This is a genomic window from Bordetella genomosp. 12 (assembly GCF_002261355.1).
Taxonomy (GTDB): Bacteria; Pseudomonadota; Gammaproteobacteria; order Burkholderiales; family Burkholderiaceae_B; genus Bordetella.
Genome location: NZ_NEVU01000002.1, coordinates 972,057 through 996,960, shown reverse-complemented (window position 1 = coordinate 996,960; position 24,904 = coordinate 972,057). Strand labels below are relative to the sequence as shown.

The following is a 24,904-nucleotide window of genomic DNA, read 5'->3' as shown; positions in this document are numbered from 1 at the left end:
GCACCCGGGCTTCCCTAAAATAGGGGCCGATATCACGTCCAACGATGCCATGGCCATCTCCAAACCTTCTGTCGTCCGCTCCAGCCTCACGGCTCAGGTCTATCGCACTTTGCGCGATCGCCTTATGTCGGGCCGCTTTCAACCTGGAGAGCGCCTGAAGATCGGTGAGCTCGCCGCCGACCTGGGGGTCAGCGAAACGCCCGTCCGCGAAGCCATCCTGCTGCTCACCAACGACGGCGCAGTCGAAATGAAAGCGGGCTACTACTTTCTGACGCGTCGGCTCTCTTTGGCTGAGTACATGGAGATCAGGCGCCTGCGACTCCTGCTCGAGCCGCTCGCTGCCGTCGAAGCCCTGCCCCATGTGGATGCCGAGTTCATCGCCGAGCTCCAGACTATTCACGCCACGCTTGTGAGGGCTGAAAAAGAAAGGGACTATCCCCAGGCCGTGAAATCCAACTTCGACTTCCATTTCACCCTCTACCGCCGCTCCGGCATGAGTCAGTTGACCGACATACTCGAGCGGCTATGGATACAGGCTGGGCCGCTGCTGAACTATCTTTACCCGCATGGCCACCCCAGCTATCAGGGCGACCACCAGCACACGCGCATCATCGCCGCTCTGCAAGCCGGCGATGCGCCGGCCTTATCGAACGCGGTCGAACAGGATCTGATCGAGGGCGGCCAGCAGTTTGTCGCTTATCTGGAAACCATCGACGGACAAGACATCGAGCCCGTCAAAAAATCGTCGACCAAAACCGTTCGGCGCACCCCGCGAGCCTGAGTCCTTGTTGCACGGACCCTACGTGTCGCTTTGCACACTTTAAAACATCATATATCCTGTATCGTGTTTGCTCCAAGACCGGTAACGCCTAGACAGGAAAAAAGATGACCGCCATTTCAACGGTAGTAGATCCTGGCACCCGCATTGGCATTGAGGATGCGGCGTTGCGCCACCGCGCAAACCGGGTCATCCCGGGAGGAATGTATGGTCACCTGCGGGCGAGCGGCCTGCCCGAGGGCTATCCGCAGTTCTTTTCGCGAGCGGAAGGTTGCCGTCTTTGGGACGTGGATGGACGTGAGTATCTGGACTTCATGTGCAGTTGGGGGCCGGTGATCGCGGGGCACAAGCACCCCGTCATCGAGGCAGCCGCGCGCCGCCAAGCGGAGCAAGGCGACTGTATGAATGGGCCATCCGCCCGATTTGTCGAGTTGGCTGAACGCATGGTCGGGCTGCTGCCCCACGCCGACTGGGCGATGTTTCAGAAAAACGGCACCGACGCCACGACAGCGGCTGTCATGATCGCCCGCGCCGGCACGGGGAAACGCAAGATTCTGCTCGCCAAAGGCGCCTATCACGGCGCGGTGCCTTGGTGCACACCGTCATTGGCTGGCGTCACTGCCGAGGACCGGGCGCATTTGATCTATTTTCAATACAACGACATCGAAAGCCTCGAGACCGCCGCACGCCAGGCTGGCAATGACCTGGCCGCGATTCTCGTATCGGCGTTCCGGCATGATTTGGGCCAGCACCAGGAATTGCCCGATGCTGCATTCGCAGCACGGGCCCGTGCGCTGTGCGACGCCGAAGGCGCGGCGTTGGTCATAGACGAAGTCCGGGCGGGTTTGCGACTGTCGCTGGCTGGCAGTTGGGAATCCCTGAATGTGCGTCCAGACTTGTCGGCCTGGAGCAAGGCGATTGCCAACGGTCATGCACTGGCCGCTGTCACCGGCGGCGAGAACTGGCGCCGCGCAGCGCAAGACATCTACATCACCGGCTCTTTCTGGATGGGAGGAACCGCGATGGCTGCCTCCCTGGCCACGCTGGACGTCCTTGAGCAAAATGAGGCTCCCGCGTATCTGCAGCGCATGGGCCAGCGTCTGCGCGACGGTTTGCATGCCCAGGCGATCCGGCACGGGCTAGCCATATGCCAAAGCGGTCCGGTGCAGCTGCCCATGGTTCTCTTTGAGGATGACCCCGGTCAGGCCAAGGGCGCATGCTTTGCCGCGTCGGCATTGCGGGAGGGCGTCTATCTGCATCATCGCCACAACATGTTCCTCAGCCTGGCGCATACCGAAAAAGACATCGACCAAGCGCTTGAAGTGACAGACCACGCATTTTCCCGCGTGGCTGCCGCCTTTTGAGGACCTCATCATGAGCTTGTCATCCGCGCCCACGAAAGACACCGCCGAACTGCAAGGGATTGCCCTCGCACTTCGCAAACAGGTCGTGAAAATGGTGGCCCGCACCGGCCAAGGTTATGTGCAACAAGGATTGGGGGCCGCCGATCTGTTTACGGCACTCTATTTTTCCGAACTGCGGCTACGCCCTGACCAGGCCGATTGGCCTGACCGCGATCGTTTCATCCTCTCAACAGCTCACAATACCGCCATTTTCTACGCCACTTTAGCTGCGCGGGGCTACTTCGACGGCTCTCGCCTGGAAACCTATTGCGAGGATGGATCAGCGCTGGAAATCAACGCTTCCGAGCGCCTTGGGCCGATGATCGAGGCGACTTGCGGCTCGCTGGGCCAGGGGCTATCGGTCGGTGTGGGCATGGCTGCCACACTCAGGCGCAGCGGTGCCGATAGCCGTGTTTACGTCATGCTCGGCGATGGTGAGTTGCAGGAAGGCCAGGTCTGGGAGGCCGCCATGGCTGCCGGCAATTGGGGATTGGACAACCTGTGTCTCGTCATCGACGCCAACGATATGCAGGTCGAGGGACACGTGAACCAGGTACAGCCCCACGAGCCGCTCGGTGACAAGTGGCGCGCCTTCGGGTGGCGCGTGGAGGACATCGACGGCAATGACATGCAAGCCGTCTTGGCGGCATTCGCAAGAACGCGCAGCACGCCAGGCCAACCGCATTGCCTGATTGCTCGCACCTTGGTCGGCAAAGGCGCCCCCTCACTAGAGGGAATACTGGGCCATAACCTCCGATTGCCGCCCGAGGCGGCTGAGCGAGCCCTGCAAGAACTGAACGAGGTCAAAGTATGAGCAGCCTTACTGTCAATGACTTCACGGATCGCAGCGGTACGGGCGAGATAGAGAAACCTTATGGACAGGCTCTGCTGGACGCAGCGCGCCGTGACCCGCGCATCGTGGCACTCACGGCCGATCTGAGCGGGCCAACCGAAACAGACCTCCTGCGCGACCAACTGCCCCAGCAATTTTTCCAGGTCGGCATTGCCGAAGCCAATATGATGGGCATGGCAGGCGGTATGGCGCGCTGCGGACGCATCCCTTTCGTGCATACCTTCAGCGTCTTTGCAACACGACGGGCCTATGACCAGCTTGCCATGCAACTGGCCTACCCCCGTGCCAATGCCAAGGTGGTTGGTTTCATTCCTGGCGTTGACACGTTGCTCGGAGTCAGCCATCAGGCGATCGACGATATTGCGTTGATGCGTGCCCTGCCCAACATGCACATCATCGAACCGGCTCCGGGCCAGGCCGGCGAGGCGGTCCAGGCGGCCTTGGCCTATGATGGCCCGGTCTATCTGCGCCTGACCCGAGCTCGCCCCCAGCGCGAACGCTACCCGCAAGCCGACAACGGAATGGCCACACTGCGCGACGGGCGCGATGGCCTGCTGCTTGCCTGCGGGCTCAGCATACCGCTAGCTCTTGCGGCAGCTGATTTGCTTAGTGCCGAAGGCAAACAGGTCGCCGTCGCCGCTGTCACCCATCTCAAGCCCCTCCCAGCCGCCGTGCTGGACGCGGCGCTCGCTGCGGGCACCGTCCTTACCATCGAGAATCACTCCATCATAGGAGGCTTGGGGTCGGCGCTCGCAGAGGGGATAGCCGAGAGCGGCCGTGCCTTACGGTTTGGCCGGATTGGCGTGCCAGACGTTTTTGCTTATGGAGCCAGCACGGAACATCTCATGCGTGAGCTCGGCATGGATGCGCCGGCGATAGCGCGCGCATTCCTGGCCCTGCGTTAACACGGCGCCCGCATCGGCGCCTTGCCAGGACCCGGCGCCACGCTTACCCTGGGCGCCATGGAACTGCGACAACTCCGTTATTTCGTGCGCGTGGCCGAATTGGGCAGTATCGGCCGCGCCGCGCGTGACCTCGATGTGGTGGCCTCGGCGCTCAGCCAGCAGATCAGCCGCCTGGAAAGCGAACTCTCCACGCGGCTTTTGCTGCGCAGCCCGACGGGGGTGGTGCCCACGCCGGCCGGGCAGGCCTTCTTGCGTCAGGCGCAGTTGACGCTGCGCCATGCCGAGAGCGCCGTGGCGGCGGCGCGCGAGGCCAGGCTCTCCGGCATGGTCAGCGTGGGCTTCACGCCCACGACGGCTTCGCTCGTGGCACGGCATTTTTTCGCGGCCATGGCCGAGCGTCATCCCAACGTGCGGCTGCATCTGGTCGAGGGGCTGTCCGGCAATCTGAATGAATCGCTGGCGTCGCGCCGTCTGGAGTTGGCGGTGCTGTTTCAAAACGATGGCGGCAAGAGCCGCAATGCCGTCGCGGTGCTGGACGAGAAGCTGTTTTTGCTGGCGCGGCGCGGTTTGCTCGCCCTGCCCGACGGCCAGCCCGTGAACATCGACCAGTTGGCCGGCCTGCCCCTGGCGGTGACCAGTAAGGCGCATGGGTTGCGCGCCTGGGTGCAGGCCGCGTTCGAGCGCGCGGGACGCGAACCCTGGATCGCCGTGGAGATCGATGGGCTGACCACGCTCATGGACATCGTGCAGGCCAATGCCATGGCGACCATTCAACCCGGCGCGGCCGTGGCCCGCGTCGAGAGCGGGCTGCTCGACATGCACCCGATTGAAGATCCTTATTTGTTCCGCCGCAATCTGGTGAGCTGCCTGAACGAAGATGAGCTTTCGCCGGCGGCGCTGGCCACGCGCGTGGTGCTGGTCGATGTCATGCGCAGTCTGGTGCGCCACGGCAGTTGGCCGGGCGCCACCCTTCTCGATTTATGATGCCCCCATGCCGCCTGGATGTCTAGGCGGCGACCAGCAAGCCCGATAAAGTCCTCACGACCGGTCGCCAGACGGCGCCACCCACCTCTCGGATCGTGATGACAGCACCCGGCGTACTTTCCATTCCTTCCCTGCAATCCCAGTGCTCCGCCCAAGAATGGGAGGCGCGCGTCAATCTGGCCGCCTGTTATCGGCTGGTCGCCCTCTATGGCATGTCGGACATGATGGCGAATCATATTTCGTCGCGTGTGCCGGGCGAGGACAATGCCTTTTTGATCAATGCCTACGGCATGATGTACGAGGAGATCACCGCATCCAGCCTCGTCAAGGTGGATCTGGACGGCAAGATCCTGTCCCGTCCGGATTTCGGCGATCTGAATTACGGGATCAATAAGGCGGGCTACGTGATTCATAGCGCCATCCATGGCGCGCGCCACGACGTCGATTGCGTGATCCACACCCACAGCTGGGCCTCGATGGCGGTGTCCTCGCTGGACTGCGGCTTGTTGCCCATCACGCAGACGGCGATGCGCTTTCTGAAGATCGGCTATCACGATTATCAGGGTGTCGTGCTGGATACGGCCGAGCAGGCCTCGCTGATCGCCGACCTGGGTTCGGGCGAAGCCCTCATCTTGCGCAACCACGGCGCGCTCACGGTGGGCCGTTCGGTGGGCGAAGCATTCAACTGGATGCACCGGCTGGAACTGGCCTGCCGTTCGCAACTGGCGGCCATGGCCGCAGGCAGCCCGTTCAAGGCCGTGCCGCCGGAAGTGCTCGAAGAAACCTGGAACAACTACCAGCCCGGTACGCGCCGGCCTTATGGGCTCATGGAGTGGCCCGCCTTGCTGCGCAAACTCGACCGCATGGATCCGGGCTTTCGGCTCTGAAGCGGCGCATCAGGCATGACCCGGGCGGCCGTCAGATGCCGTCCGGCAAACCATAAAAACATCGCGCTCTCGAGGAGACACCATGAAGCACCCGATGCTGGCCAGTGCCTTGCTGGTCTTTGCCTGTACCTCGGCCCAGGCGGCCGACTACCCCGAACGCCCGGTCAAGACCGTGGTTGCGTTCTCGGCCGGCGGCACGACCGATACGCTCACCCGCAGCACGGCCAATATCCTGGCCCGCAAGCTGGGCCAGCCTTTCGTGGTCGAGAACCGGCCCGGCGCGGGCGGCAATATCGGAACCGAATACGTCGTGCGTGCCGAGCCCAACGGATACACGCTCATCGTCAACTCGGTCGGCCCGATCGCCGTGAACCCGTCGTTGATGAAGCTGGCCTATGACCCCTTGAGCGATCTGGTGCCCATGGTGCAGATCGCCACCGTGCCGAATGTGCTGGTGGTGCCGCCCTCCTCGCCCGCCAAGGACATCAAGAGTTTCCTGGCCTATGCCAAGACGCGCAAAGAGCCGCTTAACTATGGGTCGACCGGGGTCGGCACCTCATCCCATCTGTCGAGCTATATGCTGATGGATCAGCTCGGCGCGCAAGCGACGCACATTCCCTATAAAGGCGCGGATGCCCTGAACGATCTGCTGGCCGGCCGGCTGGACTTCATGTTCGCCACCATCCCGTCGGTCATCGGGCAGATTCGCGCCGGCAAGTTGCGCCCCCTGGCCGTCAGTACCATCAAGCGCTCATCGACCCTGCCCGATCTGCCGACCATCGCAGAATCCGGCTACCCGGGCTTTGACGCCGGGTCGTGGTTCGGCTTTTTTGGGCCCAAGGGCACGCCGCCCGAGGTCGTGGCCACCATCAACCATGAAGTCAATGCCGCCTTGCCCGCGTTGAAAACCCAGATGCTGCAGGAAGGCGCCGAGCCGCTTGGCGGCACGCCGGAACAATTCGCCAGCTTCATCAAGAGCGAATACGATAAGTGGGCCATCCTCGTAAAGAAATTCGATGCCCCCACCAACTGACACCGCGCTGCGCATTCTCTGTTCCGAGGCCGAAGCGCCTCGCCTGAGCCAGGCCCTGGCGCAGGCCCCCTTCTCGTGGCGGCTGCAGCGGCCAGATGAGGCCTTTGACATTGCCTTCATCTCGCGCGACATCACGGGCAATTCGACCAAATTCCAGGTCGAGCCCGCGACGGCCGTTTACTACGATGCACTGCGCGGCAATGCCGGCCTGCGCTGGGTGCATGTGCATTCGGCGGGGGCCGACCGCCAGATCTATCTCGATCTGGCCGCCCGCGGCGTGAGCGTGACGACCTCGCAAGGCGCCAGCGATGCCGTCGTGGCGCAAACCGCCCTGGCCGGTCTGCTGTCGCTGGCGCGCAAGCTGCCGCTGCTTGCCCGGCAGCAGCGCGAGCATCGCTGGCAGACGCTGGGCGAGCGCGAGCCCCGCGACCTGGCGGGTCAACATGCCGTCATCGTCGGTTGGGGAGGCATCGGCCAGCGTATCGGGGCCAGCCTCAAAGCCTTGGGGATGAGCCTGACGGTCTTGCGGCACTCCGATGCGCCGGTGGCCGAAGCCGCACGCAGCCTACCCTATGGCCGGCTGGCCGAGGCCCTGCCCGAGGCGGATTGGCTGATTCTGGCCTGCCCCCTGACCGCCCTGACGCAGAACCTGGTCAGCCGCGAGGCGCTGGCGCTGCTGCCAGCGCATGCCATGTTGATCAATGTGGCGCGCGGCCATGTGGTGGATGAAACCGCGCTCATCGAGCAGCTCGCCCACGCCCGGCTGGCAGGCGCTTTTCTGGACGTGTTTCACCAGGAACCGCTGCCGGCGGATTCTCCGTTGTGGGATTTGGACAACGTCATCGTCACCCCGCATAGCGCTGCGTTTTCCAGCGGCAATGCCGACCGCGTGCGCGGTATTTTTGTCGATAACCTCACCCGGCTGGCTGGCGGGCAGCCGCTGCGCAACCTGTTCAGCCTGTAACGCGCCCGGCTTGGGCCTAGCCGCGCCGCGTGGCGGCGCAAAGGCCCGGCGCGCGCCTGGGCGCCGGTCTGGGCGGGCCGGCGCGGCGCGAAAGCAGATGCTTTTTCCTTCATGCTGATAACGTTTCTCATTATAATTCGCGCTCCGAACGTTAGCCGCCGCCCACGCCATGAAGCTTGCCGACACAGTCGCCACGCATTACCGCGAGCTGGTCGATTTCCTGTCCCGCCGCACGGGCTCTCGCGAGTCCGCCCAGGACTGCGCCCAGGAAACCTGGATCAAACTGGCGGGCACGCACACCCTGAGCGCGCCCATCGGCAATCTGCGCGCCTATGTGTTTCAGGTGGCGGCCAACCTGGCCATCGACCTGCAACGCCGGCAAGCGGCCGAAAACCGCAATATCGAGCGCTACGCCCAATTCCAATTGCCCGACGCCGCCAGCCCTGACACGGCCGAGGTCGTCGCCTTGCGCCAACTCATCGCGCGCCTGGAAGCCGCCATCCTGGCCCAGCCCCTGCGCACGCGCCAGATTTTTCTGATGCACAAAATCGACGGGCAGAGCTATGCCGACATCGCCGATGGCCTGGGCGTGAGCCTGAAGACCATCGAAAAGCACATGACCCGGGTGCTGCTGGCGTGCCGGCTCGCCATGACCCAGGACTGACATGGACGCTGCCATCGAACGCCGCGCGGCCCAATGGGTGGTCCGCCGCAATGGCGCCAGCCCGGCCGACTTGCCCGATCCGGCCTTCGAGCGCTGGTATGGCGCGCGCGACGACCACGCCTCCTGTTATGACAGCATCGCGCATCTGTGGCAGCAGATGAACCAGGTAGACGGTCAGGCCTTGCGCCGCAATGTGCGCGGCACCCAGCGCCGCCGCGCGATCGCGGCGGTGGCCTGTGCGGCGCTGGTCGCCGGGTGGCTGGTGGCCCGGCAGGTCCCGCCGCCGGCCAACGTCATCGCCAGCGCCGATGGCCAGGTGCTCACCACCCGTCTGCCCGACGGCAGCCAGGTCGTGCTGGACGCCGGCGCGGCCATCGAGCTGGATTTCCAGCCCCATGAGCGGCGGGTACGCTTGCTGCACGGCCGTGCTCTGTTCACCGTGGCGCCCGACGCCGCACGCCCCTTCTCCGTGGACACCCCTCAGGCCCGGGCGACCGCCCTGGGCACGCGATACGAGGTCAATCGCCAGGACGCCGAAACGATCGTGTCGGTGCTGGAAAGCCGGGTGCGGGTGGAATGTCTGGCCTGCGGCCCGGATACGCCGCCTGCCGTGCTCGCACCGGGTCAGCGTGTACAGGCCGGCCCCGGCGGCATGCATGCGCAGCGGTTCGACCCCCTCGGCGAAGCGGCCTGGGCCGAAGGCTTGCTCATGCTGCGCGATGTCAGCCTGCAAGACGCCGTAGATCAGTTATCGCGCTACACCGGCGCTCGCGTCTGGATCGCCGGCGGCCTGGGCGAGCAACGCATCAGCTCCCTCGTGTCCGTGCAACACCCGCAGGCACTGGACACGCTGGCGCGCGCCGCCGGCGGAAAAGTCACCCGGCTGGGCAACTGGGCCTGGGTCTCCCGGCGCTGAAGCGCAAAAAAATTTTGGCTGGGGGGGGGTAGGGTTCTGGCCTCCGGGTTGCGTCTATACGGAAAGACCCCAGCAAGGAACCCCTATGAAGCCCCAACCCGCATCGCTGAAACAACATTTGCGCCCGATTGCCCTGGCCCTCGCGCTGGCCCTGTCCCACACCGCCGTCCAGGCACAGGCCGAAACGCCGCAAAGCCTGCAGTTACAGGCTCAGTCATTGGATTCCGCGCTCTTGACGCTGGGCCGGCAGTACCAATTACAGATTTCCTTTCCCGCCGCGCTCACCCAGGACAAGCGCGCAGCGGCCATCGCCGGGCAATACACCGCGGCTCAGGCGCTCGACCGTGTGCTGGCCGGCAGCGGCCTGAGCTGGCGCTTTACCGGGCCTGGCGCGGTCCTGGTCGAGTCGGCGCCAGTGGCTGCGCAGACACTCGAAAATGTGGTGGTCGTGGGCGGCTACGCGCCCAGCACGATCAGCGAACTGCCCCGCACCGTCTGGTATCTGACCAGCGAGCAGATCGAACAGCAGGCCCGCGGCGGCGCCAGTCTGTCCGAAGTGCTGGGCAACCTGGTCCCCAGCCTGGACCTGGGCTCACAAAGCCGGACCAACTACTCCCAGAACATGCGCGGCCGCAGTGCGCAGATTATGATCGATGGCGTGTCGTTGAATTCGATGCGCAATATCAGCCGCCAGTTCGACTCGATCTCGCCCTTCAATATCGAACGCATCGAGGTGCTGTCTGGCGCCAGTTCCGTCTATGGCGGCGGCGCCACGGGCGGGATCATCAACATTGTCACCAAACGCGGCGCGCCCGGACCGGCCACGTTTACCAGCGAAGTCGCCGGCCGCAGCGGATTTTCCGGTTCGGAGGACTTCGACTGGCGCGTCGCGCAGTCGGTCGAGGGCGGTACCGAGCAGGTCTTCGGCCGCCTGGCGCTGGCCTATGCCCAGAACGGCGCGGCCTATGACGCCAGCGGCAAACAGGTTACGCCCGACATCACGCAGACCGATCTGCAATACAACCGGGCGCTCGATCTCTCCGGCACCCTGGACATCAAACTCGATGACAAGCAGTCGCTCAAGCTGCTGGGCCAGTTCTATCACTCGGAGTTCCACCCCGGACGGGCGCTCTATCTGGGCCGCAACCTGCAGGGGGCCATCCCCCTGGCCGGCCCGGCCAATTCGGATCTGCTCGATATCCGTAAAGGCTTTGACTCCGACGTCAAGCCATCGACCGAGCGCGCCTTGCTGATGGCCGATTACAACGCCCGCGATGTGCTGGGCGGCCAGGACCTGTTCGCCCAGGCGTACTGGCGCCGCGAAAAACTGGATTTCTACCCCTTCCCCAACCAGTTCACCTATAACGACGGCAGCTGCCCCACGGCAGCGGCTTGCCGCCGCGGCTTCTACTACGGCGCCTCGCAACAGAACACCGATACCTGGGGCTTGAAGACCGCGCTCAGCAAGAACTGGGAGGCCTTCAAGCTCACCTACGGGCTGGAGTTCTCGCGCGAGAAGTTCAACGGCGGCACGGCCTACTTCGACTGGAACCGCGCTCTGGCTTCGGGGGGGCTGGACTTCGACAACCTGGCGAATCTGCAGCGCTATCCCAGCTACACCGCCGATACCTGGGCGGCCTTCGCCCAGGGTGACTGGCGGCTGACCGACAGCCTGACGCTCAGCGGCGGGCTGCGCCAGCAGCGCAACAAGGTCAAATTGAGCGACTTCGTGCCGGTGCCGCAGCAAGTACTCATGCAAAACGGCCTGGGCACGCAGGCGCAGGCCATTCCGGGCGGCGACAATGCCTATGACACCACCTTGTTCAACGCAGGCCTGCTCTGGAAACTGGACGCCCGGCAGCAGACCTGGCTGAACTACTCGGAAGGTTTCGAGTTGGTGGACGTGGCCAAGTACTACGGCAACGGCAACTACCGTCTGCAAGGTGACACCTGGCGTCTGCTGAGCGCCGTCACCATCGACGGGTCGGAGCTGGCCAATATCAAGACCCGCCAGGTCGAAGTGGGCTGGCGCGGCGATTATGGGGATTGGCAACTGCAGACGGCCGCCTTCTATGCGTGGTCCGACAAAGCCCTGGCCATTCAGCCGATCACCCTGTCGGTGGGTTTGCAGGACCGCAAGGTGCGCAACTACGGTATCGAAGGTCAACTCAACTACACCTTCAACCCGCGCTGGAGCGCCGGGGTCAACTGGCTGGCCATCCGCTCGGAACAGCAGCAGGCCGACGGCGGCTGGGCAAAACAGACCGTGACGCTGGCCAGCCCGTCCAAGGCCTCGGTCTACGGCGCCTGGCGTTCGGGGCCGGCGTCCCTGCGGCTGCAGGCCAACCGCAACTTTGACCTCAGCGATGCCGACGGCAATCGTCTGAAAGGCTACCTGACCTTCGATCTGTTTGGCGGGTATGACCTCGACAAGTACGGCACGATCAGCGTCGGCATCCAGAATCTGTTCGACCGCCGCTATCAGACCGTGTGGAGCCAGCGCGCCCAGACCCTCTACGCCGGCCTCATGACGGCAGACTCCTTGCAGTTCAACGGCCGGGGCCGTACCTTCGGCCTGGCGTACAGCGTGCGCTACTGAGCCCGGCGGCCACGCCCGCCGGGCGCGCGGCACCCTGCCTGGCCAGGGCGCCGCCGCCCCCCTATAATCGCCGGGCTTTCGATGGCCCGGCCGGCTCGTAGCGGCCGGCGGCGCCTGCGCCGGCAGCGCAACGCTAATTTCACATGACACGTGGACAATGGCGGGCGGTCCTTCAGGCCGCAATCTCTACGAGTCCGTGATGAAGAATTTCGAGAATATCCAATGGCTGCCTCTGGCCAATACGCTCATCAGCCTGGCCACGGCCTTTGTGCTGGGCGCGCTGATCGGCTTTGAACGCCAGGTACGGCAACGTACGGCGGGCCTGCGCACCAATGTTCTGGTCTCCGTGGGCGCGGCGATCTTCGTGGATCTGGCCTTTCGCATCGGCGGGCCGGACGGCGGGGCGCGCGTCATTTCCTATGTGGTGTCCGGCGTGGGCTTTCTGGGCGCGGGCGCCATCATGCGCGAAGGCGGCAGTATCCGCGGGCTGAATACGGCCGCCACACTGTGGGGTTCGGCGGCCATCGGCGCCTGCGCGGGCGCGTCCATGATGCTCGAAGCGGTGGCCGCCGCGCTGTTCGTGCTGGCCGCCAATACCTTGCTGCGCCCGGTGGTGAGCTACGTCAACCGTCAGCCGGTCGAGCCGCAGCACACCGAGGTCAATACCGTCATCCATCTGATCACCGGCGCCGGCCAGCAGCAACAGGCGCTGGCCAAACTCGAAGAAGTGCTCGAGGCCGAACAATTGCCCCTGTCCGAACTGAATATCGATCAGTTCGGCGACAGCGATGTGGAGATCGAGGCGACGCTGGCCGAGGCCGCCATCGACGATAAGGATCTGGATCGCGTGGCCGCCACGCTGGCCGCATCGCCGGCCATCCGCCAGGCTTTCTGGTCGGCCAATACGATCTAGGCCGCGCCGGGCCTAGCGTTGCAGCAGCAGCACCACCGCGTGCAGGGCCAGGCCGATCAGGCCGCCCACCAGGGTGCCGTTAAAGCGCACATACTGCAGGTCGCGGCCCACGTTGAGTTCGAGCTCATCGACCAGATGCCGCTCATCCCAGTTTTTGACCGTGCGCGCGATATGGTCGGTGACGCCGGCGCGCAACCGTCCGGTCAGGCGGCGCGCCGCGCCCAGGATGTGGGCATTGAGGGCGGCGCGCACCTTCTCGTCCTTGCCCAGTTTGGTGGCCAGCCCGGTCAGGGCAAGTTCCAGATGCCGGGCCAAGGCGGAGTCGTCGCGCTCCAGGTCGCGCCGCAAGGCGCCATGAATGTCGTCCCATAGCGCCTGCACGTAGGTCTGCACCCGTGGCTCGGCCAGCAATTTTTCTTTCAGGGCCTGGACCTGCGCGCCGACCTGCGGGTCGTCGCGCAGGCGCCCGATGTAATCCACGATCCATTGCTCGTAGTCCTGACGCACTGGGTGTTGCGGCTCGGCCAGCACGTCGCGCAACTCGTCCATCAGCGCGCGGGCCAGGCGGTCGGCCAGGTTGTCGGCCATGTTGTCGACCGATGCCACCAGATCCACCGTGGCGATGATGCGCGGCCATTCCTTGCGGGCAAACTTGACCAGCAGCGCGGACGCGCGCGCTTTGACGTCCTCTTGCGACAGATAGGCCGCCAGCCGTTCCAGCGCCGCGTCAAGCAGCTCCTGGTGGCGACCGTCACGCGTCAGCAGCGTCAAGACCTCGCCCGCGGTCTGGGCCGCATCCCAGCGACGCACCGTCTCCTCGACGAATTGGCGGATGGCTCGCCGCACGGCCTGTTCGTCGAGCAACGCCAGCATTTGCAAGGCGGTCAGGCGCACCCCCTGGGCCAGGGCCCGCGCCTGCGCGGGGCGCGACAGCCAACGCGCCAGGCGCGCGGCCGGGTCGAAGACCCGCAGGCGCTCGAGCAGGCTGTCGGGATCCAGAAAGTGGTCGCGCACGAAAACCGCGAGGTTCTCGCCGATGCGGTCCTTGCTGTTGGGGATGATGGCGGTATGCGGAATGGGTAGTCCCAGGGGACGCCGAAACAGCGCCACCACGGCAAACCAATCCGCCAGCGCGCCGACGGTGGCGGCCTCGCAGAAGGCCCTGACCCAGGCCCAGGCGCCCTGCCCGCCCATGAGGTGGCTGGTCACAAAGCCCGCCACCATCATCAGCAGCAGCACCAGTGCCCAGCGTTTCATGCGGACCAGCTGTTGGCGGCGCAATTCGTTGGCAGTGAGCGTTTCGGACAAGGCAGGATTCTCTCGTGCGGGGATGGACAGGGCTGGCCATTCGGCCGGCGCACAATACAGCGTACACGACATCGCCGCCTGCCCCCTCAGGGCAAGTCCCACCATTGCGGCAGCAGCCGGCGCACCCGGGCCCAGCGGTACCGATCGTCGATCAGATGCACGCTGCCCCGATCGGCCTCGTCCCGAATGACGCGGCCGGCAGCCTGCACGACTTTGCGCATGCCGGGATAGAGATAGGTGTAGTCATAAGCGTGCTCGGCGCCGAAGCGCCGCGCCATCACCTGCTTCATTGCCTCATTGAGCGGATTGCGCTGGGGCAGACCCAAGGTGGCGATAAAGGCCCCGACCAGGCGCTCCCCCGGCAGGTCCACCCCCTCGGAAAAGGCGCCGCCCAGCACCGCGAAGCCGACCCCTCGCCCGCCCGCGACGAAATGCGCCAGAAAGGCGTCGCGCTCGTGCTCGCCCATGCCCGGCGTCTGGGTCCAGACGGGCAGCCCCGGATGATGGCGCGCCAGCCAGGCCTGGACCTGGCTGGCATAGTCGAAACTGCTCAGGAAAGCCAGGTAGTTGCCGGGGTGTTCGGCATACTGGCGGGCAATGATGGCGCCGATGGGTTCGACCGATTTCGGACGATCGTGCAGCCGCGTCGACACATGGCCGGCCACCGTCACGGCCAGTTGCTCGGCACGAAAGGGCCCGGCCACATCGAGCCAGCCGGTGGCGGCAGGCAAACCCAGCATCTCGCGGTAGAAGCGCTGCGGGCCCATCGTGCCGGAGAACATCACCGTGCAGTGCGCGCCGGCATGGCGCGCCGCCAGGAAACTGGCTGGCACCACATTGCGCAAGCCCAGCTCGCTGTCCTCGCCCTGGCGCTGCAGGTCGACCAGGCTGTGATCGCCGAACTGTTCGGCCAGCCGCGTGAAACGCAGGGCGTCAAAGTAAAAGGCGAGCAAAGCGTCGTCGGCCGGCAAGGCCTGCGCTGTCTGCGCCTGATGGTCGCTGACAGCCTGCACCAGTTTCTGCAGCGCCGCCAAAGGCCCCGGTGGCACGTCGCCATAGACCGAATACTCGGCCTCGGCCTTGCCCGCCAGGGACTTCCAGGAACGCTTGAGGCCATCGAGGGGCGCGCGCAAGGTCTTGGGCGCGGCCCGGCGCGCGGCAATCAGCGCCGTCTGGCGCAGTTGAGCGCTATACATGGCGCGCGCGCGCTCGACCAGGTTGTGCGCTTCATCGACCAGCACGGCGACCCGCCATTGGCAGGCCTGGGTCAACATATAGAGCAAGCCGTTGGCGTCGTAGTAGTAGTTGTAATCGCCGATGACCACATCGGCCCAGCGCAGCATCTCCTGATTGAGGAAGTAGGGGCAAAGCTGGTGCTCGCGCGCGGCGCGGGTCAGCGCCGGTTGCGAATAATCCCCCCCGGCCTCGAGCTGATCGCGCGCGGCGGCAAGGCGGTCGTAGAAACCGCGAGCCAGGGGGCAGGATTCGCCATGGCAATGCTTGTCCGGATGCAGGCAGGCCGCATCGCGCGCCAGCAATTCGACCGTGCGCAGCCCGGGCGGCAGTTGCGCCAGCGCACCCAGCGCCAAGCCCCTTCCGGACCGCTTGGCGGTCAGGAAAAAAACTTTATCCAGGCCTTGCGCCGCGCAGGCCTTTAACGCCGGAAAGAGCACGCCCAAGGTCTTGCCTATCCCCGTCGGGGCCTGGGCCAGCAAGGCGCGGCCGTCGCGCGCGGCGCGGAATACCGCTACCGCGAGCTCGCGCTGCCCGGGCCGGAAGGTCCCGTGCGGGAAGCGCATGGCCTGCAAGGCGGCATCCCGGGCGCGGCGGTGTTGCGCCTGGCGTTGCGCCCACTGCACGTAGCGCTCGCAAGCCTGGGCGAAGTGCGCCGCCAGCGCCGACGCCTCCTGCCATTCGGTCAGGACGGTTTCGGCCAGCGTCTGGATATCCACGTAGACGAGCGCCAGCGTCAGCCCCGGCAATCCGCGCGCCTGGCACATCATGTGCCCGTAGATACGGGCCTGGGCCCAATGCAGGGCGCGCTGGTTGGCGCCCATGGCGGCCAGATCGCCCCGATACGTCTTGATTTCTTCGAGCTGCGTTAGGCGGGCATCGAAGCCGTCGGCGCGCCCGCGCACGGTGAGCGCGCCATGCTCGGCCGAGAGCGAGACTTCGTTTTCGTAGCCGTCGCCACGCCGCTCGGCGATGGCCGCGTGCCCGGCCATGCCCTCCTGCGCACTGGGCGCGGGGGTAAAGCGCAGGTCCAGATCGCCGCTGCGGGCGCTGAACTCGCACAAGGTGCGCACCGCCACCATGAGCTTCATGACCAGCTCACATAGCACACGCGGGCCGGGATGCCATGGCGGGCGCAGTAGCGCAGCCAGGCGATCTGATTGTCTTGCAGCCGGTCGCCCGGCCCCTTTACCTCGATCAACTCATACTGGCCCGGCTGAGGGCCGAAGCGGATAAGGTCGGGCAAGCCGCTGCGGTGCGCGCCCAGATCGGCCAGCAGGCGCTCGAACAGACGCCGCAAGTCTGCCGCGGGCAGACAGGCCAGCGCCTCGTCCAGAAGCGCTGGCTGCAACATGCCCCAATGGACGAAAGGCGCCTGTATGCCTGCTTTGGCCTGATAGCGTTCGCGGATCCTTGCGGCATAGCTGCCGTCGTCCAGACGCGCCAGACAGGCCTCGAACAGGCTGGCCCGGCGCGCCACGAAATCCGGCGCGGCCAGATCGGCCGGCCCGCGCTGATAGGGATGGAAGAAAGCGCCCGGCAGGGGCGCGAAAATAGCCTCCCAGCACAACAGGCCAAACAAGCCGTTGATCAGGCCGCTTTCGACATAGTGAACGCTGCCGCCCTGGCGGGCGTAGTGATCGCGCGCCAGGACTTCGACCGCAGCACCTTCCGTAGACGACGTCAGGCACAGGGCTTGCTCGATGATCCCGGGCTCGGGCGCTTTGCGCTGCGCGGCCAGACCCAGTTGGCGGCGCAAACGCGGCAGCATGCGCGCCACGCGCTGGCCTTCGCCTTCGTCTTCGGGCTGCGCCGCCGCGGCGAGCGCCAAGGCGTGGGCCTGCTCAAAACGGCCCTGTTGCTCCAAGACACGCATCAAGCGATGGCGCGCGCCCCGGTATGGGCTGGCGGCGTAGGCGGCCTCGGCCTGCGGCCAGTCTCGCAGGCGCTCACACGCCTGGCCGATGCGCATGAGCAGCTTCGCGCGCCGGGCCATCAACCAGGGATTGGAGCTGGCCGCCGCGGACACGGCGTGGAGTAAATCGGCTTGCGGCCCGCTGGCCTCGAGTTGCTCGCGCCAGGCATGCAGGCGCAGATAATCCTCCACATCCGTGCGTTGCCGGAAAGCCCGCGAATCGTGCGAAAAATCGACGCTTTCGTATTGATAGATGCCCAGGTCGGTCAGAACCAGTTCGTCCCATTGCTGGCGCAGATTGCCAAAAAACAGGAGGCGCAGACGCTGGCAGATCTCTGCCACGCGCACCTGCCAGACGGCCTCCTGCGCCTGCGGCCACCACTGGCGGTGCGGCCGTGGCCCGGCGCCTTGCAGCGCCTGCAGCATGGCCTCTTTGCGCACACCGGGTTTGACCCCTGCCAAGGTGGCCAGCTCGGCCTTGGTGTAGAGCCGCCCCAGGTCTTCGGTGGTGAGATCAGGATCGGCCGCCAGCCACCCCAGCGCCAGCAAGGGTGCCGCCGCGGCCGGAATGTCGCCGATTTCCTCGTACGCCAGCTTGGCGCTGCGAAAGACATCCCCTTTGCGCGTGAGCAGGCGCACGAGCAAGGCCTGCGCGGGCTGGGGCAGCTCAGCAAAGCGGGCGATGAAGCCGCGCTCGGCGTCATCGAGCAGGTCGTCGTAGCGCGCTGCGATCCAGGCCAGCGCGCGTTGGAAGTTGTGCAGGTAGTAATAGCGATGCGCAGGCAACATCGAAGCGGCAGATGACTGTATGAATATACAGCAGCATCATAACAGCCGCGCGCTCACCCGGTCAGGGGGCTGTCGCGCCGGGGCATGTCGCTGTCCGGGTCGACCGGGATATCACCCGGCTCGGGACGCGGTTGCTGCGGCGTCGGCTTCAAGGGGGTATGGCAGGGGCGTGAAAACATGAGGCCTCCGGTCTGGGCTTGCCTGTCGGCATCGGACGCCGCGTCTGCAGAGCCGGCCACGGCCGAGCGCGCACGCCCGAAGCCGGGGGCTTGCCGCCAGCGCGGCTCAGAACAGCGATGAGCGCGCGTTCTTGGCGCGAGGTTGCGGCTGGCTGCCGTCAGCCCAGTTGGATTCGGTCTGCTCGTCCATCGCAGGCAGGCGTTCGGCCAGCGCTTCGTTGCCGTCACGCGGGACTTTGGGCGGAAAATTAGGGACATCGACCAGGCTGGTCGGCGGCAGCACTTTGGCGTTGATGCTTACCTGCCCTGCCGGATTATCGGGTGCCGCCACGGCTTCGGCCTGTCGATCGCCTCCTCGGGCATCGATATCGGCGGGAAGGCGGCCAAACGCCACCGGATTGTCGGCACGGGTATTCATGACTGCTCCTGTTTGTGGGCGCCCCCGACGGGCGCCGGCCATTCAGAACCGCTCAGCGTATTGGCAGCATGACGCGGCCCGGCCGGATTGGCAATGGCGGCCCGCTTGCCGGATGGCCGGCTGACAATACCCTGACGCTTCCTTTTTACCCGAAATCGCCGCGCTGTCACCCTGAAGCCCCCAATTTAGCCAGGTTTCTGGACGCGCCCGCCATGGGCCGCGTATGGTGGACGCTGGCAAGCGCTCAGGAGCCCGACATGGCGAGAACCCTCTGGAAAGGTGCGATCAGCTTTGGTTTGGTGCATATCCCCGTGGCCGTGCATCCGGCTATCCAATCGGCACGGCTGGATTTCGACTGGATCGACAAGCGCGATGACGCGCCGGTCGGCTATCAGCGCATCAATAAACGCACCGGCAAAGCCATCTCCGCCGAGCACATCGTGCGCGGCTACGAGTACGAGAAAGGCGATTATGTCTATCTCAGCGACGACGATTTCCGGCGCGCCAATGACGTTGCCACGCAGACCATAGAGATCCTGGGCTTCGTCAAGGCCGCCGAGGTCCCGCTGTACTTCTACGACACGCCTTATTACCTGGAGCCTGACAAGCGCGGCGGGCCGGGCTATGTGCTGCTGCGCGACGCGTTGCGCAAAAGCGGCCGTCTGGCGTTGGCGCAAGTCGTGTTGCACACCCGTCAGCATCTGGCCGCGCTGCTGCCGCAAGGCGACGCCTTGATGATGGTGACCATGCGCTATGCGGACGAGATCCGCGAGGCGCCTGACATGGAACTGCCCGCCAAGCGCGCCACCGCGCGCGAAACAGAGATGGCCTTGCGCCTGATCGACGAGATGGGGCTGGACTGGGATCCGCAGCAGTACCGCGATGGCTATCGCGAAGACCTGCTGGCGGTGATCCGCGCCAAGGTCAAGGCGGGCAAGACGCATAGCCTGAGCCAGGCCGATGAACCGGCCGCCGCGCCGGGTTCGGCCAAGGTGCTGGATCTGATGGCCATGCTCAAACAAAGCATCGACCAGGGCCGGCGCACACCCGCCGCGGCGCGCAAAGCCCCGGCCAAGGCTAGCCCGCCGGCCAAATCGGCGGCCAGGAAAACCGCCAAGAAAGCGGCGAAAAAGACGGTCAAGAAAGCGGCCAAAACCAGCGCGTCAACGCGCACAGCCTCCCGATCGAGCCGGCGCAAGGCGGCCTGAGATGGCCGGCAAGCTGCAGGCCTATCGCGCCAAGCGCGACTTTTCGGCCAGCCCCGAGCCCAGGGGCGAGATCCGTGCGCAAGACGCCGCCGTCTTTGTCGTGCAAAAGCACGCGGCGCGGCGCCTGCATTACGATTTCCGGCTGCAGATAGGCGGCGTGCTGGTCAGTTGGGCCGTGCCCAAGGCGCCGTCGACGGACCCCGCGATCAAACGGCTGGCCGTGCGGGTGGAAGATCACCCGCTGGAGTATGCGCAGTTCGCCGGCGACATCCCCGCCGGCCACTACGGCGCGGGCCACGTCGACATCTGGGATAGCGGCCATTGGCAGATGGACGGCGACCCGGCACGCGCGCTCAAGCGCGGGCATTTGCGCTTTCGTCTCGAGGGCCAGCGCCTGCAGGGCGAATGGGCGCTCATTCAGACCCGCGCAGACCAATGGCTGCTGCGCAAACTGCAGGACCGGCCGGCTGGGCCGCGGCCGGACACCCTGCCCGGCAAAGCCGCCGCCATGCCCAGCCGCATGCCGCCGCCGCTGGCCACGCTGGCCGAGCGGCCGCCGCCCGGCGCGCACTGGAACTACGAGGTGAAATACGACGGCTACCGCATGTCGTGCGCGCTGCGCGCCGGCAAGGTGCGCTTCATCAGCCGCAACGGTCTGGACTGGACGGCCCGGCTGCAGGCCTTGGCCGATGCCATCGCCGCCATGCGGCTGGGCCAGGGCTGGCTGGACGGCGAAGTGGTGGTGTTCAATCGCCAGGGCATTTCGGACTTCCAGTTGCTGCAGAACGCGCTCGACGGCGACGCCTCGGCCTTGCGCTTCGTGGTCTTCGACATACCCTACTGGGAAGGCCGCGACTTGCGCGGGGTGAGCCTGTCGCAACGCCAGCATTGGCTGAGGGTACTGCTGGAGCAGGCGCCCGCGCCGCTCATGCTGACCCAAAGTATCGAGGTCGCCGACGCGGCCCAGGCAGGCCAGGCCTGGGCCCAGGCCTGCCGCCTCGGGCTGGAGGGGCTGATCGCCAAGCGGGCCGAGGCCCCTTATGCGCCGGGCCGCGGTCAGGATTGGCTCAAACTCAAATGCCGCCCGCGCCAGGAGTTCGTCATCGGCGGATATACCCCGCCGGCCGGCGGGCGCGAACACTTCGGCGCCCTGCTGCTGGGGCTGCGGCGCGGCAAACGCCTGGAATACGTCGGCCGCGCGGGCACGGGGTTTGACGCCGCCACCCTGCGCCGCCTGAAGGACCGCATGCAAGCCTTGACGCAACCCGGCAGCCCCTTCGTGCATCTGCCGCCCGCCGCCAAAGGGGCGACCTGGCTGCAGCCCGAACTCGTGGCCGAGGTCACCTACGCGGGACTGACCCGCGAAGGCCGCTTGCGTCAGGCCGCCTTCGTCGGCCTGCGCGCCGACAAACCGGCCGCGCAGGTCGATGACCCGGCTCCCGCCCCCCCTGTCCGCCCCGAGGCCCCTGCCATGCCGGAACAGATCCGCCGTATCACCATCAGCCATCCGGCCCGCATCGTGCTGCGCCAGCCCGACACCAGCAAGCTGACGCTGGCGCGCTATTACGAGGCTATCGGCCCGCGTATCCTGCCGCAGCTGCAAAAACGCCGGGTGGCGCTCTTGCGCTATCCCGAAGGGGTCGATCACAAGGGCTTCTTTCAGAAGCACATCACCTCCCCCTTGCCGGCTGGAGTCAGCCGCGACCCGCAGGGCAATCTCACGATCGACACCCTGGAAGGCTTGATTGCCTTGGTGCAATGGGGGGTCATCGAGTTGCATACCTGGAACGCGCGCGCGCCCAAGAACGACTGCCCGGACCGCCTCATCCTCGACCTGGATCCGGGCGAAGGAGTGAGCTGGGCCACGCTCGTCGAAGGCGCCCAACTGGCGCGCGGGCTGATGCAGGAGGTCGGTCTGGTGCCGTTTCTCAAATCCACCGGCGGCAAGGGCCTGCACCTCGTGGCGCCGCTCAGGCCCCTGGCCGGCTGGGACGAGGTCAAGATGCTGGCGCACGGCCTGGCCGACAGGCTGGAGCGTTTGCTGCCCGATCGCTTCGTGGCCAATATGGCCAAGGCCAAACGGCGCGGCCGCATCTTTGTGGACTACCTGCGCAATGGCAACGGCGCCACCGCTGTCGCGGCGTTTTCCGTGCGCGCCCGCCCGGGAGGGCCCGTGTCCCTGCCCCTGCCTTGGGAGATGCTCGATCCGGCCCAGGATCTGCGCGGACCGGCCTTTAATCTGCGCAATGCTTGCGCCTGGGTGGAGAACAACCCGAACCCCTGGGCCGATTACGCCACCAGCCGCAGACAGGTGGGCCCGCGCATGCTGGGCCGGCTGGGCTTGAACCGTTAAGCGGCGTTAGGCCGCGGATCGCAGGCGGGCGGCGGCCGGTTCCGGCGGGGCGAGCAAGGCGCACAACATCTCGATATGGCCCGCGCGCCACTGGCGGTCGCGGGCGATCTCCTCGCGGCCCGACACGATACCCGCCACCAGCGCATGCACCGCCGGTGACAGCAGCAACCAGGCGTGGGCCGCAGCCTGCGGCCGGCACAGCCCGCGTTCGGCCGCCAGCGCGATCAGTTCGGCCAATGCCTCTTGCTGGGCGCGGCTATCGCGCCCCCAGCGTTCGATCAAATCCGGCAGACGCGCGCCCTCGGCCATCAATAAGCGGAAGGTGATCATCAAGGCCGGCTGCGCCAGCGCGGCGTGGATGTGGCTGACCAGACGCTCGGCCAGCTCACGCAGTGTCCTGACGCCGCTCAGCATGGCTTGCGGGTCGATGGCAATGGGCCGCAGCCAATGGTCCAGCAACGCCGACAATACCTCTTCCTTGCTCGTGAAGTGCACATACAAGCCGCCTTTGGACAATTGCGCGCGCTGGGCAATGTCGTCCATCCGCGTGGCCGCATAGCCGCGCGCCGAGAACTCCGCCAGCGCGGCGTCCAGTATCTGGCTCACGCGCAGCTCGGCGGGCAAGCGCCGCCGGGATTTCGGGGCCGGATCGAGTTGTGAATTCATCATCGGAGGCGGAAACTAAGGGCGGGTTGGCACCGGCCTATTACATACCGACTGGTCGGTCATTACCTTGATCTGCGTCAAAGCTGGAATCGGCCGCCGGGCCGACAATACTCGGGCGGGCTTTACGCGCCCGCTATGCCGCAAGGCATACCCCCGTCAAAACAGCGGCGCCGACCCGGTGCCGTGGATCTGAAGGTGGCAGGCAATGAGCAAGCGCAAGATCCCCTCGCACGCCCACACCGCCCTGGATAGGGCGGCCAAGGCGGCGCTTGCCCGCTGCACCGCCTCCTTATCGCCCGCTGCAGGCTTGCTGGCCTGGATGGATTGGGCCTGCCATCTCGCCAACGCGCCCGGCACCCGTCTGGCACTGGGCGAACTGGCGTTCGATCAAGCGACGCGCCTGGGTCAAGCCATGGCCGCGGGTGCCAGCACCGCGCCGGACCCCGCCCTGGACACCGATCGGCGCTTCAGCGATCCCGCCTGGCAGCAATGGCCGTTCACGCTTTACCGGCAGCAGTTCTTGCTGACTCAGCAATGGTGGGACGCGGCCACGCGCGATGTGCCTGGCGTGCAAGCCCACCATGCCCAGCTGGCCGCCTTCGCGGCGCGCCAGTGGCTCGATATGTTCTCGCCGGGCAACGCCTTCTGGACCAACCCGCAAGTGCTGCGCCAGACCTGGCAAGAAGGCGGCGCCAACCTGGCACGCGGCGCGCGCCATGCCCTGGAGGACGCCCTGCGCGAACTGGAACGGCAACCGCCAGCCGGCGCCGATGGTTTTCGCCCCGGCAAAGCGGTGGCCCTCACGCCTGGCAAGGTCGTGTTCCGCAACCGCCTGATTGAGTTGCTGCAGTACGAACCCGCCACGGCCAAGGTTCACCCCGAACCCCTGCTTGTCGTGCCGGCGTGGATCATGAAGTACTACATCCTCGACCTGTCGCCGCACAACTCCCTCATCCGCTATCTGGTGGATCAGGGTTACACGGTGTTCTGCATCTCCTGGAAGAATCCTGACGCCTCCTATCGCGATCTGGGCATGGACGAGTATCTGGCAGAAGGCGTGGACGCCGCGCTCGGCGCGGTCAATGCCATCGTGCCCGGCCAGCGCATCCACGCCGCAGGCTATTGCCTGGGCGGCACGCTGCTGGCCATTGCCGCGGCCGCCCTGGCGCGCGAGGGCGATACCCGGCTGGCCACGCTGTCGCTCTTTACTGCCCAGACGGATTTCAGCGAGCCGGGGGAGCTCGGGCTGTTCATCGATGAAAGCCAGATCAGCATGCTGGAGGCGCAGATGGCGCGCACCGGATACCTGCGCGCCGATCAGATGGCCGGCGCGTTTCAGATGCTGCGCTCCTATGACCTGCTGTGGTCGCGCCTGGTCAATGAATATCTGCTCGGCCAGCGCCGCCCCCTGAATGACCTCATGGCCTGGAACGCCGATGCCACCCGCATGCCGGCGCGCATGCATGCCCAATATCTGCGGCGTCTGTTCCTGAACAATGACCTGGCCCAAAACCGCTACCCCGTCGGCGGACGCGCGGTCATGCTCGCCGACCTGCGCCAGCCCATTTTCGCGGTGGCCACCGAACGCGACCATGTCGCGCCCTGGCGATCGGTCTACAAGCTGCATCATCTGAGCCCCGCAGCGCTGACATTTGTATTGGCCAGCGGCGGCCACAACGCGGGCATCGTCAGCGAGCCCGGCCATCCGCGCCGGGCCTATCGCATCCTCGAGCGGGCGGCCCATGCCGCCAGTTTGCCGCCGGATGACTGGTGCGATCAGGCGGACCGGCATGAGGGCTCCTGGTGGCCAGCCTGGGTGCGGTGGCTCGACAGCCATAGCGGACCGGCGCGCGCCAGACCGCCGGGCATGGGCGCGCCGCGCCTGGGACTTCCGGTGCTGGGCGCCGCGCCCGGCGCCTACGTGTTGGAGAAATGA

21 protein-coding genes are annotated in these 24,904 nt (G+C 66.0%); 15 read left to right on the top strand and 6 right to left on the bottom strand.

Annotated features, from left to right (window positions below; genetic code table 11):
- The first annotated feature begins 49 nt into the window (after positions 1 to 49).
- The 12 genes from CAL22_RS10155 to CAL22_RS10100 all read left to right on the top strand — a co-directional run bounded on the left by CAL22_RS10155 (position 50) and on the right by CAL22_RS10100 (position 12,899).
- Complete coding sequence (locus CAL22_RS10155) at positions 50 to 781, top strand: GntR family transcriptional regulator (protein ID WP_094812763.1); 732 nt, start codon at positions 50 to 52, stop codon at positions 779 to 781.
- Between the two features lie 104 nt (positions 782 to 885).
- Positions 886 to 2,142 (top strand): aminotransferase class III-fold pyridoxal phosphate-dependent enzyme, encoded by a 1,257-nt coding sequence (locus CAL22_RS10150; protein ID WP_094812761.1) that lies wholly within the window; start codon positions 886 to 888, stop codon positions 2,140 to 2,142.
- 10 nt (positions 2,143 to 2,152) lie between these two features.
- Entirely contained in the window at positions 2,153 to 2,995 is an 843-nt protein-coding gene (locus CAL22_RS10145; RefSeq protein WP_094812759.1) for a transketolase, read from the top strand.
- Positions 2,992 to 3,939 (top strand): transketolase family protein, encoded by a 948-nt coding sequence (locus CAL22_RS10140; RefSeq protein WP_094812757.1) that lies wholly within the window; start codon positions 2,992 to 2,994, stop codon positions 3,937 to 3,939. The genes CAL22_RS10145 and CAL22_RS10140 overlap by 4 nt, the downstream gene beginning before the upstream one ends.
- A 57-nt stretch (positions 3,940 to 3,996) precedes the next feature.
- Positions 3,997 to 4,923 (top strand): LysR substrate-binding domain-containing protein, encoded by a 927-nt coding sequence (locus CAL22_RS10135; protein WP_094812755.1) that lies wholly within the window; start codon positions 3,997 to 3,999, stop codon positions 4,921 to 4,923.
- 98 nt (positions 4,924 to 5,021) lie between these two features.
- Positions 5,022 to 5,810: a class II aldolase/adducin family protein gene (locus tag CAL22_RS10130; protein ID WP_094812753.1), complete on the top strand. Its 789-nt coding sequence runs from the start codon at positions 5,022 to 5,024 to the stop codon at positions 5,808 to 5,810.
- Between the two features lie 82 nt (positions 5,811 to 5,892).
- A complete protein-coding gene (locus CAL22_RS10125) occupies positions 5,893 to 6,843 on the top strand; it encodes a Bug family tripartite tricarboxylate transporter substrate binding protein (RefSeq protein WP_208621943.1) in 951 nt (316 codons plus the stop codon).
- Positions 6,827 to 7,807 (top strand): D-2-hydroxyacid dehydrogenase, encoded by a 981-nt coding sequence (locus CAL22_RS10120; RefSeq protein ID WP_094812751.1) that lies wholly within the window; start codon positions 6,827 to 6,829, stop codon positions 7,805 to 7,807. Before CAL22_RS10125 ends, CAL22_RS10120 begins: the two co-directional genes overlap by 17 nt.
- A gap of 169 nt (positions 7,808 to 7,976) precedes the next feature.
- On the top strand, positions 7,977 to 8,471 hold the full coding sequence (locus tag CAL22_RS10115; protein ID WP_094812749.1) for an RNA polymerase sigma factor: 495 nt from the start codon (positions 7,977 to 7,979) through the stop codon (positions 8,469 to 8,471).
- Between the two features lies 1 nt (position 8,472).
- Positions 8,473 to 9,387: a FecR family protein gene (locus CAL22_RS10110; RefSeq protein WP_094812747.1), complete on the top strand. Its 915-nt coding sequence runs from the start codon at positions 8,473 to 8,475 to the stop codon at positions 9,385 to 9,387.
- Positions 9,388 to 9,472: 85 nt separating this feature from the next.
- On the top strand, positions 9,473 to 11,986 hold the full coding sequence (locus tag CAL22_RS10105) for a TonB-dependent receptor (RefSeq protein ID WP_094812745.1): 2,514 nt from the start codon (positions 9,473 to 9,475) through the stop codon (positions 11,984 to 11,986).
- Positions 11,987 to 12,185: 199 nt separating this feature from the next.
- Positions 12,186 to 12,899: an MgtC/SapB family protein gene (locus CAL22_RS10100; protein ID WP_094813581.1), complete on the top strand. Its 714-nt coding sequence runs from the start codon at positions 12,186 to 12,188 to the stop codon at positions 12,897 to 12,899.
- A 12-nt stretch (positions 12,900 to 12,911) separates the two neighbouring features.
- On the opposite strand, the gene CAL22_RS10095 is transcribed toward CAL22_RS10100, so the two are convergent.
- From CAL22_RS10095 to CAL22_RS10080, 5 genes are all read right to left on the bottom strand, one after another.
- On the bottom strand, positions 12,912 to 14,156 hold the full coding sequence (locus CAL22_RS10095; protein WP_208621977.1) for a DUF445 domain-containing protein: 1,245 nt from the start codon (positions 14,154 to 14,156) through the stop codon (positions 12,912 to 12,914).
- Positions 14,157 to 14,293: 137 nt separating this feature from the next.
- Positions 14,294 to 16,531 (bottom strand): ATP-dependent DNA helicase, encoded by a 2,238-nt coding sequence (locus CAL22_RS10090; RefSeq protein ID WP_094812741.1) that lies wholly within the window; start codon positions 16,529 to 16,531, stop codon positions 14,294 to 14,296.
- Positions 16,528 to 18,144: a VRR-NUC domain-containing protein gene (locus CAL22_RS10085; RefSeq protein ID WP_094812739.1), complete on the bottom strand. Its 1,617-nt coding sequence runs from the start codon at positions 18,142 to 18,144 to the stop codon at positions 16,528 to 16,530. Before CAL22_RS10085 ends, CAL22_RS10090 begins: the two co-directional genes overlap by 4 nt.
- 53 nt (positions 18,145 to 18,197) lie before the next feature.
- A complete protein-coding gene (locus CAL22_RS21430) occupies positions 18,198 to 18,323 on the bottom strand; it encodes a hypothetical protein (protein ID WP_279628540.1) in 126 nt (41 codons plus the stop codon).
- A gap of 106 nt (positions 18,324 to 18,429) precedes the next feature.
- Positions 18,430 to 18,741: a hypothetical protein gene (locus CAL22_RS10080; RefSeq protein WP_094812737.1), complete on the bottom strand. Its 312-nt coding sequence runs from the start codon at positions 18,739 to 18,741 to the stop codon at positions 18,430 to 18,432.
- Positions 18,742 to 18,998: 257 nt separating this feature from the next.
- Between CAL22_RS10080 and CAL22_RS10075 the strand changes: the two genes are divergently transcribed.
- Together CAL22_RS10075 and ligD are read left to right on the top strand one after the other, a co-directional pair.
- Positions 18,999 to 19,949, top strand: a complete 951-nt coding sequence (locus tag CAL22_RS10075) for a Ku protein (protein WP_094812735.1) — start codon at positions 18,999 to 19,001, stop codon at positions 19,947 to 19,949.
- Position 19,950: 1 nt separating this feature from the next.
- Complete coding sequence (ligD, locus tag CAL22_RS10070; protein ID WP_094812733.1) at positions 19,951 to 22,302, top strand: DNA ligase D; 2,352 nt, start codon at positions 19,951 to 19,953, stop codon at positions 22,300 to 22,302.
- 6 nt (positions 22,303 to 22,308) lie between these two features.
- Here ligD and CAL22_RS10065 read toward each other — a convergent pair whose 3' ends face one another.
- Positions 22,309 to 22,971, bottom strand: coding sequence for a TetR/AcrR family transcriptional regulator (locus CAL22_RS10065; RefSeq protein WP_094812731.1), 663 nt, complete (start codon positions 22,969 to 22,971; stop codon positions 22,309 to 22,311).
- 202 nt (positions 22,972 to 23,173) lie between these two features.
- On the opposite strand from CAL22_RS10065, the gene CAL22_RS10060 reads away from it, so the two are divergent.
- A complete protein-coding gene (locus CAL22_RS10060; RefSeq protein ID WP_094812729.1) occupies positions 23,174 to 24,904 on the top strand; it encodes a PHA/PHB synthase family protein in 1,731 nt (576 codons plus the stop codon).